Below are 9,283 nucleotides of genomic sequence, written 5' to 3' on the forward strand. Positions count from 1 at the left end.
ATTAATTCTATCATTCTTTTTTATTTTCTTAATTGATAGTTAGTTTTAGCCTTTTTAGGTCTGAAATACCTTGGTTTTCAGCTCTTCATGCTCATGCATGGAGCGTATTTTTGGCGCATAGTTGGGCAAAAAAAATTATTCCCCTACTCCCCTACTCCCCCGCTCCCCTATTTCTTAAAAAAGACTTTTTCAGCAAACCCTAGTTAATCTTACCGTTAAAAACCGGTATTTGAGACATTAGATTGTCTTTATCTAAGTAACAGGCAATGAGATGTCTGAAACCACTCTTGATATCAAAATGAGTACGCCCATGAAGAATACGACGATTATCAAAAGCAATTAAATCTCCTGGTTTTAATCTGAAGGAAACTTGATACTGACTTTCCTTGAGAAGCCGTAGCCAAGTCACCAGTCCATTATAACACTCATCTACCTGATTGTATGGCACCTGCAAAGGACCTCGGTGAAACCCTATACTGCGTACTGCACAGATTTGGTTATTGCTATCTAAAGTTAATATTGGTGCTGTAAAACGGTTATGATTGTCTTCAGTAAAATATGCCCATTCCCAGTTAGTTTCACACAAATTGCGAAAAACTTGTGGATTTGACTGACGTAAATCTTCTGCTAGACGGAATCCATCCACAAAAATGCTCTCCCCACCCTCTGCATCATTGGCAAGGCAAAATAACATTTGCACAGCTCCTGGAAACTGACGGGTCGTCAAATCTGTATGTAATGTTAAATCAGAATTTGTGTAAGGTATGCTATCAGCTACAGACCATTGTAACCATACATATCTAAATAATATGTGTCTACCAAATATTCATCTTCATGGTTTGTTAACCAAGCTCTTAACTTAGGCATTTTCTGCCTGCCGTTTTCCATTTCTTGTTGATTTTCCCATCCTCCTCCCCAAGAATTCCAGACCCATTTGTTGGTATCTTCAATGATTATGTAATCTCCACTTCTTGAGCCATTGTTGTGGAAATATTCTAGTAATCCTGTCACATCTACCATAGAAGTATCTTGGGTTACAAGCCAAGGATGTGGCAACTCAGAAAGCTTTTCTGGTGGTAACACTATACTAAGGTTGTTGCCATCTCCCTGGATAAAATGACTCGCGGATTCATTTTTAGCTTTCTCATCCAGCATTGAAAGATCAATATCAACAGAGTAAACAGTTCCTTGGACTTTAAATATTTCCAAACAATCAGCTAACCAAACTCCACTTCCACCTGTGAATGAACCAATTTCAATAATTGTTTTTGGTTTAAGTTCAGACAACAGCATAGGATAAATCCCTATTTCGGTAACTCCTTTGTTGAGAGCTATGCCATTCCAACTTTGTAAGTAGGCATTTGCCAAAAGGGGTTGCCAAATTGAATCGGGGAGATCGGATTTGTCTTCTCGTTCAGAAATCTTGGCAAAGCGATTTGGCTTTAAGAGTTCCTGTTGGTGTCTTGCTTGTTGTGCAATTATTTGATAATCGTTCATAGTTAAATTTTCCCAGTTTATGCATTCATTAATTGTGTCATAGTTGCCCTATTATTTGTAGCTGACTAAAAACTTGTCATCAATAATCTGATATCCTTGCTGAAATCCTGCATCAGTCAGAACCTTATTTGTCTGCTGTCCATCAAAAACATAAAAACGGCAAAATTGTTCGTTGAGAATTTCTCCATTAGCTTGAGAAAACACATACCACTTATCAATATAATTTCCCTCTTTCTTGATTTTCTGCTCATAAAAAATCTTATCTTTGATTTCCTTTTTATAGTTGGTATGAGTTCCCTGAATTCCCAATGCTAATAATCCACCTTCGTCTAACTGACTGTGTAGCTTTGCCAGCAACTGCTTATTTTTTTCTGTATCGGTTATGTGGCTAACAATTTTATATTCTCCATCTTCTTCCACTACGCAAATAACACCTCCAGTTGAAACTATAGCTTCAAACTTTTCCTCAGTTTCAAATTCTGTAATATCTTGACAAATCAACTTAACATCTGAATTTACTAATTTCTTCTTAGCAATTTCCAGCATTCGGGGAGAAAAATCAACACCAACAATATTGTAATTTGCCAAGGAAAGCATTTTTTCTGTAAGTAATCCAGTCCCTACACCAATATCTAAAACTTTTCTTCTAGCACCAAGTAAGTTGTACAAGATATTGCTAAGGGAATCATAGTTAAAGTATCCACTTGTCAATAAGTTGTCATAATAATTGGCTATCTCAACGTACTCGTTAATCATTTATTCTCATACAATTATTACTAAACTAACTCAATTTGTGGATACACATAGTTATTAAAGCCTTAATAAATAGGTGATAATGAGTAATTTATTAAAGCTTGATTTATGGACATTATTCAGTTTTTATCTATCTCTAAATTTAGGCTAATTCTTTAGCCCTACCTGCTCCTTCATGAGTTTCCCAAATTGACACAAAATTCTTTAACATTACTTCTTTAGCACTAATTTTTTCAGTAGTTCCAAATGGTTCAATTATTGCATCAATATTTGGATAAACAAAGAAGGGAATTGATATTCGAGTTGCTTCATCATTACGATGAAATACTTCATGGGGCGTACTGACAAATAATCCTTTTGTCCACATTTGTAACATATCCCCTAAATTAATCACAAAGGCATCTTCTACACAGGGAGCATCTATCCATTCTTCTTTAGTATGAACTCTCAAGGAAGGCTGAGGAAAATATTCTTGAATTAAAACTGTAAATATGCCATTATCAGTATGTTTTCCTGCTTTTCCCATACCTGCTGGATAATAAATCGTGCGTTGGATTAATGTTGGCTCTGTAAAAAATCTATCGAAGAAATTAGTTTCTAATCCTAAAGCTAAGGCTAATCCTTTTAATAATTTAGGAGTTACCTTTGTCATTATTTCACTTTGTAGCTGATAATGAGAGCTGGCAAAACCTGGAGCTACACTATCATCAGGTATAACTGTCGGACCTGTAAATGGTTGCTCTGATAAAGGTCTTTCTATACCTAAATCAAAAATTTCTTTGGGGTCAAACCCAATTTCTTTATTCAGAAATTCCCCATACAAAGGAACGTAACCCCTGGAAGTTTTGGGATAAACTTTTTGCATATCTTGACGGTAGTTTTGTTTTACCTCTTCAGGTAGTTCAAAAAATTTCCGAGATGCCTCAATAGTTTGATTGATTATTTCTGGAGAAACTCCATGTTCTTTAAGATAGAAAAAACCATGTTCGTAGCAAACATCATACAATTTCTTAATTTCTTCAGGGCTAGCTTTTTCTAATTCTGATAAAGAGATAATTGGCAGACTTTTCATAGCATCAATACCTATGTAGTTCAATTTCCCATTGAAATTTTTGCAATAAAAATAGTAGAGTTAGCTGATTTTTGCTTTCCCTCTTATTCTTATTGCTAGAAAATAGTTAAGATTTTGGTAAAACCTAGGGAGTTGATTCTATCAGGTTTTCTGTTTGACTCTTTTACCCTATAGCGGAATAACAAGGGCTATCTTAAAAATACTAAGACTAATTCAAAAACAGTACCCGAGCGACACTTTTAATAATCTCTTGTTCATAGACAGAAGCAGGAGTAGTGCTGCATAACTTTTCGGAGTGGAAAAATCATCAGAATCAACAGCCTAGGTAACACTGTATGCACGCGTTCGCTAAAGCTATATAGTTAGCTTTCACTCTTCGCCCACCGAATAATTAATAATTAATAATTAAATAATTCTGGTTTAAAGCCGACCTTTTTAAGGGAAAAAAAAGTGCTAGAATATTTGCTTATATTCGATTCCTTAACGGTTTTAACCAGAGGTAATTATCAATTATCCATTATCAATTATCCATTAATGAAAGCAGCTTGTCGATTAACAAACTGCAAATGCCCAATAGTGTGCCCCTTCTTCAGCAATATATGGACCATCCTTAACATGGTTGACCAATTTGACTTTACCTTCTTGTTGGTAGCGGTCGCAAATCTCTTGGAAATTAGTGCTGTCGTAATAGCTCTTGCGGGTACTTACTACTACCCAGCCACCTGGTTTGGTAATTCGGATTAGTTCTAACAAAGCAGTTGGTGGTACATGACCTAAAGTGAACACGCCACAACAAATTGTCGCATCGTATTGGTTATCCTCATAAGCTTCATTTTTTTTGGTGAGGTCAATTCCACTTTCCAGAAAATTATAAGCACCTGTTGAACGAGCTTGTTCTACCATTCCTTCAGACAGATCGCACCCATCTACATTCTGATAACCTTTTTGCTTGAGGACTGTACCCACTAAACCTGTACCACATCCTGTATCTAGAATTTTTATCTGACGATCGCTTGAGTCTACTGTTTTTAAGCCATTATTGCTTTTCAATGTTGTCAATAAGTTGACAATATATTCTGGTCCTATATACTTTTCATTGGACACATCGCTGTTATATGCGATTGCCCATTTGTCGTAGTATGTTTGGAGCTTTTCTGCGTCACCAGACAGATGATGAGCTTCTTTTATTGCATCAAAACTTTGGTTATCTTTATTTTGTACTGCTTGATTCATTGTTTTTATTCCTAACTACACTATTTTTGTCTGATTTCTTGTTTTCACATTAAGTTTCTAGCTTGTGTCGTATTAACAACACATAGCTAGCTAATGTTTGAGGTGCTATCGAGTTTGTGCTAAATTAAACTCTTCCTCAAGCATTTTAAACACTTTATCTTTGTCCATTTTGTCGACTAAAATCACTCAAACCTAGCCAAAAATAATTTTTTTGGAGACTAGCTTTGGCATTTTTTTGAAGAGTACTAGCATACTTTAGTTTTACACTAGCAGTTGGTTGTCATTTTTTATTTCACAGCTTTAGTAATCTGCGGTATATCTGCTCACTACAAGTTATAAAGATTCAAATACTTGCTACATATTCCTCTTTCATAAGGGAGCGTGGGTATCTTTTGTAGCATGATTTTTTGTCTTTACATACAATACTAATATTTTCATAATCTTTGATTCACTCATTGATCCTTAGTGGTGTTGAGCTTTAGGTTTTTTTTGCCGTTAGCTGCTTTCTATCATGAGACAGCAATAAGTTTAACTAGCTAGCCATCAATATCTTAGGATGCAGTTATCAACTAAAATCACTCCCGCTGAATATCCAAGCTATATTTTTCTTGCATTAGTTAATGGTACTGGTGGTAGTGACGAGAATGTAATACCTACGATCCCTCCTTAGAGTTCATTGGGAATGACTTGTATTAGCTCGCTTTGTGCTAGTAATATACTGACTTATATTTCAAATCTTTTTACTTTATTACCTAGCTTTACTTGCTGAATGCTATCTTGCTATATCACATCTTAAAATTGTATTAAGTATTCATTACGTTTGGTGAAGAGATAGCATAAGGCAAGTAGGTTGTCAACACAGAGCTTTATTCATAGCTAATTTTCCCTCTTGAGAATGACAAAGAGCTTCATCTTGACAGTTTATCTCAGTGATTTCAAGCATCGCATTAATTAAGCTTAATTTTAGCCTTACATTCATTATAGAATATCATACTTTCTCGATTACTCTACCTATACCTGTCGCGATCGCTGGTTTTGTTGCTTTTCGACGTCTTTCATCCAGTCTTATCCAGTTGCCTTTGTCAAGTAATTTGAACATGATTGGACAGTTCATTGTCCCTGTGCCTATGAATGAAACGTTAGTTTGATTTTTCATCAAAAACTTTCCCTTTCAAGGATATAGCAGGTTTAACAGTTTCAAGTTTAGTTGAGAAAATTACTATAGTCAACAGTCAACTTTTGGCTTAATTGCTGATAAATGGGAAGAAACTCTGGTATTATCCCATTTGAGTTTCTATCCCTAACAATTTTCCTGTTGTTGCTTAGTTTTTGATGGTATTAAACCACTAACCTAATTTCGGCCTTTTGGTCCTAAACCTACTGTTCCTGCATAGATGGCACGCTCGCCTAATTCATCCTCGATCCGTAAAAGTCGATTATACTTAGCTACTCGTTCGCTACGACACAGGGAACCTGTTTTGATTTGACCTGCTCGTGTTCCTACTGCCAAGTCAGCAATAGTTGTATCTTCTGTTTCTCCCGAGCGGTGACTGATAACTGAGCGGAAACCATTACGAGTTGCTAAGTCTATAGTTTCTAGAGTTTCAGTCAGGGAACCTATTTGGTTAAGTTTAATTAAAATTGAGTTACCAGCACTCATATCAATGCCTTTTTGTAAACGAGAAGGGTTGGTAACAAATAAGTCATCTCCCACTAATTGAATTTTGCTACTTAATTTTTGGGTTAGCTGTACCCAACTGTCCCAGTCGTCTTCATGTAGGCCATCTTCTATGGAGACAATAGGATATCGATCGACTAAACTAGCTAAATAATCAATCAATTCAGTAGGGGAATGAGTTGCGCCGTCATATATATAGTTACCATCTTTGTAAAATTCGCTAGCCGCTACATCTAATGCTAGAGCTACTTGTTCTCCTGGCTTGTAACCTGCTTTCTCAATAGCTGCAATTAATATATCTAATGCTTCTTGGTTCGATCCCAAGTTGGGAGCATAACCACCTTCGTCTCCTACTCCACCTAGTAAACCTTTGTCTTTGAGAACTCCACTAAGGGTAGCGAAGACTTCTGCACCCCAGCGCAATGCTTCTTTAAATGAGGGCGCACCCACAGGTACGATCATAAATTCTTGAATGTCTACGTTATTAGCAGCGTGCGCACCACCATTAATCACATTCATCAAAGGTACTGGTAGCAGACTGGCTTGTGGTCCTCCTAAATAGCGGTATAGTGGCATACCTACAGCATTAGCTGCTGCTTTAGCAGTGGCTAGGGAGACAGCGAGGATAGCATTAGCACCTAAATTACTTTTATTGGGGGAGCTGTCTGTTTCAATCATTTTGCTATCAACTGAGGTTTGGTTGAGAGCATTAATTTTCAGTAGGGCAGGGGTAATTTTTTCTTCAACGTTTTTTACTGCTGTGAGTACCCCTTTGCCACTGTAGCGTCCTTGATCTCCATCCCGAAGTTCATGGGCTTCAAAGCTACCTGTAGATGCACCACTGGGAACTTGGGCTAGGCCAATTATACCATTGGCTAGGTGGACTTCCGCTTCTATTGTTGGACGACCACGGGAGTCGAGGATTTCTCTGGCCTGGATTGATTCAATACCTGTCTCCATATTTTTTCTTCCTTATCCTGTCAAGTTTAATGGTGTTGGCTAAATACTAATGTCGGGTTTCTTGCTCTATAGGGAGTCGTATTTGTCAACCCAAATTAGCAAAATTTAGCATTTCCACTGACAGAATAGAAGGTTAATCCGGCTTTTGAGCTAGATATCAAAAATGTTTAATAATTTTATTAATTTCCTTGCAATATCACTAAGTATTAATTAAGTATGTATTTTTTTATACTTTTCTTATAATTGTCTGGACTAAAAAAATATATCTTATTAGATATTTTCAAAAAATAGTCAACGGCAAACTATAAGTAATTTTAACGAGTTATAAAATTAAATTATATTAGTTATTTAAAATTTTAAAGTTAGTTTTAGGCAGATTTGGGGTTAAAGCTAATGGCCGATGCCCAACTTTGAAAATCTGGCGCTACACGAATCAATTTTTTATGAATTTCGTCTGTCACCCACAATACTAATGGAAAGTGAAAATTTTGGAATTTATTTCTGAGTAGGTTAGCTGCTATTAATAATCTATCTAGAGTATTAACTGATTCTAAACTCTTAACCATCAGAGCTTTTGGGGAAATAGGGCCCAAGTTTTTGCTGATACTAGAGTAAAGAGTATCAGTAGAGTGGTCTAATGCTAACTCTTGGTATTCTACAGGGTATTCTTGTTTAAGTTTTTCGAGAATCTGTTCTCTTAATTCTGGAGAATTACAACGGACTAAAATTAGCGAAAAATCACCCTCAGACATTGTTAAAGCCCTAGCTAATTTTTTGAGCGATCGCTCGTCATATTCAATTTTATTTTTGCTGATGTTAGACATTTCTAGTCTGTCCTCATTTTGATATTTAGATTGATATTTAGGATGATCGACAATCTAAGGTTATTTGATTATTTATATATACCAGTAATTGTATTGTAAGAATATTGATTTGTATCTATGAGTCTTAGTGAGCATTATGGCGTAAATTTTGTTCTGTATCACTAGGTTATGGTGACTCAGCTCAAGGCCAATTACAGTTTTTGTAACATGTTATTTTAAATTTAGTTGTATTTACTTATATTTTTTGATAAAACATAATTAAAATCATACATTTAATATTAAGTAAAAGTACTTAATATTGCGATCGTGTCAAAATTATGAGTACTAGTTGAATATTAATGATGAGTTAATTTCCCAAGATATATTGTTTTTTACTATACAAAAAATTGATTTAAGGGTTTTGCCTAGACCATCTCATTTTGCCTGAATAACTAGAAAAAATTAGATGATACCTTTACTTTAAATCAAGAAAAATACATTTATTTTTGGCTTTTTTTGATTTTAAAACATCTAATTTGCTTTAAATTAGATATTTTTTATATGAATAGAATAAAGAGTATATTTATTGTTTTAGCTAGGTAAAAGTTGTTAAAGATAGTAAAGATTATATCGACACTTGAAAAACTACTTTTTGATCGGTAGATTTGATATCAGGAAGATTTAAATACCCTTTGATTCAAAGTACAGAAACTTAATACCAAATGAATATAAAGTTGCATAGAATAATATCTTAATCAGAGTTAACTGTAGATCGAAACAGACAAATTAATAAATTTCATTATTTTGTGGAGTATCACATCAAATTGGTATAGCACCTAATAGGTAACACCTAACTCTGTAGAATTTACGCAAATTTACTTTTAATATCAAATTCGGTTAAAAAGTTATAGATTGCTTATAGTAATTTTTGTTAACTATAAAGATTTTGGCTTAAAGGCAGAAGCAGTGCGACTTCACGGGGCGTGCAAGACACAAGGGTTCGTTAGCAAAGCTTCCCGTAAAGTGGGATTATCCATCGACCAAGGGAAAGAATACGCACTCCTGTAAAGCAGAGGGCAGCTATGCTGAAGTTTTTCAACATGAGTAAAAACCCCTATAAGTCTTCAGGAGTCAGAACTCTCGAGGAGAAAGAATTAGAAAGATTTAGTAGTTATAGTGATTGGAGAATATTTTTTATATCAAATCTGTTTGATTGGATATAAAGCTCCGAATGACCGAAAAATCGTGGGTATGCGCCTCCCCTTTTAAGGGGATAAAAAGCGGTCG

The 9,283-nt window shown here is 35.3% G+C and carries 7 protein-coding genes; all 7 read right to left on the reverse strand.

Annotation, left to right across the window (positions count from 1 at the left end; genetic code table 11):
- Window positions 1-199: 199 nt before the first annotated feature.
- The 7 genes from AC3DU7_RS03185 to AC3DU7_RS03215 all read right to left on the reverse strand — a co-directional run bounded on the left by AC3DU7_RS03185 (window position 200) and on the right by AC3DU7_RS03215 (window position 8,017).
- Window positions 200-826 carry a TauD/TfdA family dioxygenase gene (locus AC3DU7_RS03185; RefSeq protein WP_488037925.1) on the reverse strand — a complete coding sequence of 209 codons (627 nt, stop codon included), beginning with the start codon at window positions 824-826 and terminating at the stop codon, window positions 200-202.
- Window positions 775-1,497 carry a CmcI family methyltransferase gene (locus AC3DU7_RS03190; protein WP_488037918.1) on the reverse strand — a complete coding sequence of 241 codons (723 nt, stop codon included), beginning with the start codon at window positions 1,495-1,497 and terminating at the stop codon, window positions 775-777. Before AC3DU7_RS03190 ends, AC3DU7_RS03185 begins: the two co-directional genes overlap by 52 nt.
- 51 nt (window positions 1,498-1,548) lie before the next feature.
- On the reverse strand, window positions 1,549-2,253 hold the full coding sequence (locus AC3DU7_RS03195) for a class I SAM-dependent DNA methyltransferase (protein ID WP_488037919.1): 705 nt from the start codon (window positions 2,251-2,253) through the stop codon (window positions 1,549-1,551).
- A 139-nt stretch (window positions 2,254-2,392) separates the two neighbouring features.
- The gene (locus AC3DU7_RS03200) at window positions 2,393-3,322 is read right to left on the reverse strand and encodes a 2-oxoglutarate and iron-dependent oxygenase domain-containing protein (RefSeq protein ID WP_488037920.1); all 930 of its coding nucleotides are present in this window, start codon (window positions 3,320-3,322) and stop codon (window positions 2,393-2,395) included.
- Between the two features lie 552 nt (window positions 3,323-3,874).
- Entirely contained in the window at window positions 3,875-4,555 is a 681-nt protein-coding gene (locus AC3DU7_RS03205; RefSeq protein WP_488037921.1) for a class I SAM-dependent DNA methyltransferase, read from the reverse strand.
- 1,351 nt (window positions 4,556-5,906) lie between these two features.
- On the reverse strand, window positions 5,907-7,193 hold the full coding sequence (gene eno, locus AC3DU7_RS03210; protein WP_488037922.1) for a phosphopyruvate hydratase: 1,287 nt from the start codon (window positions 7,191-7,193) through the stop codon (window positions 5,907-5,909).
- 368 nt (window positions 7,194-7,561) lie between these two features.
- Window positions 7,562-8,017 (reverse strand): hypothetical protein, encoded by a 456-nt coding sequence (locus tag AC3DU7_RS03215; protein WP_488037923.1) that lies wholly within the window; start codon window positions 8,015-8,017, stop codon window positions 7,562-7,564.
- Window positions 8,018-9,283 lie beyond the last annotated feature (1,266 nt).

It is taken from the genome of Okeania sp. (genome assembly GCF_983059655.1).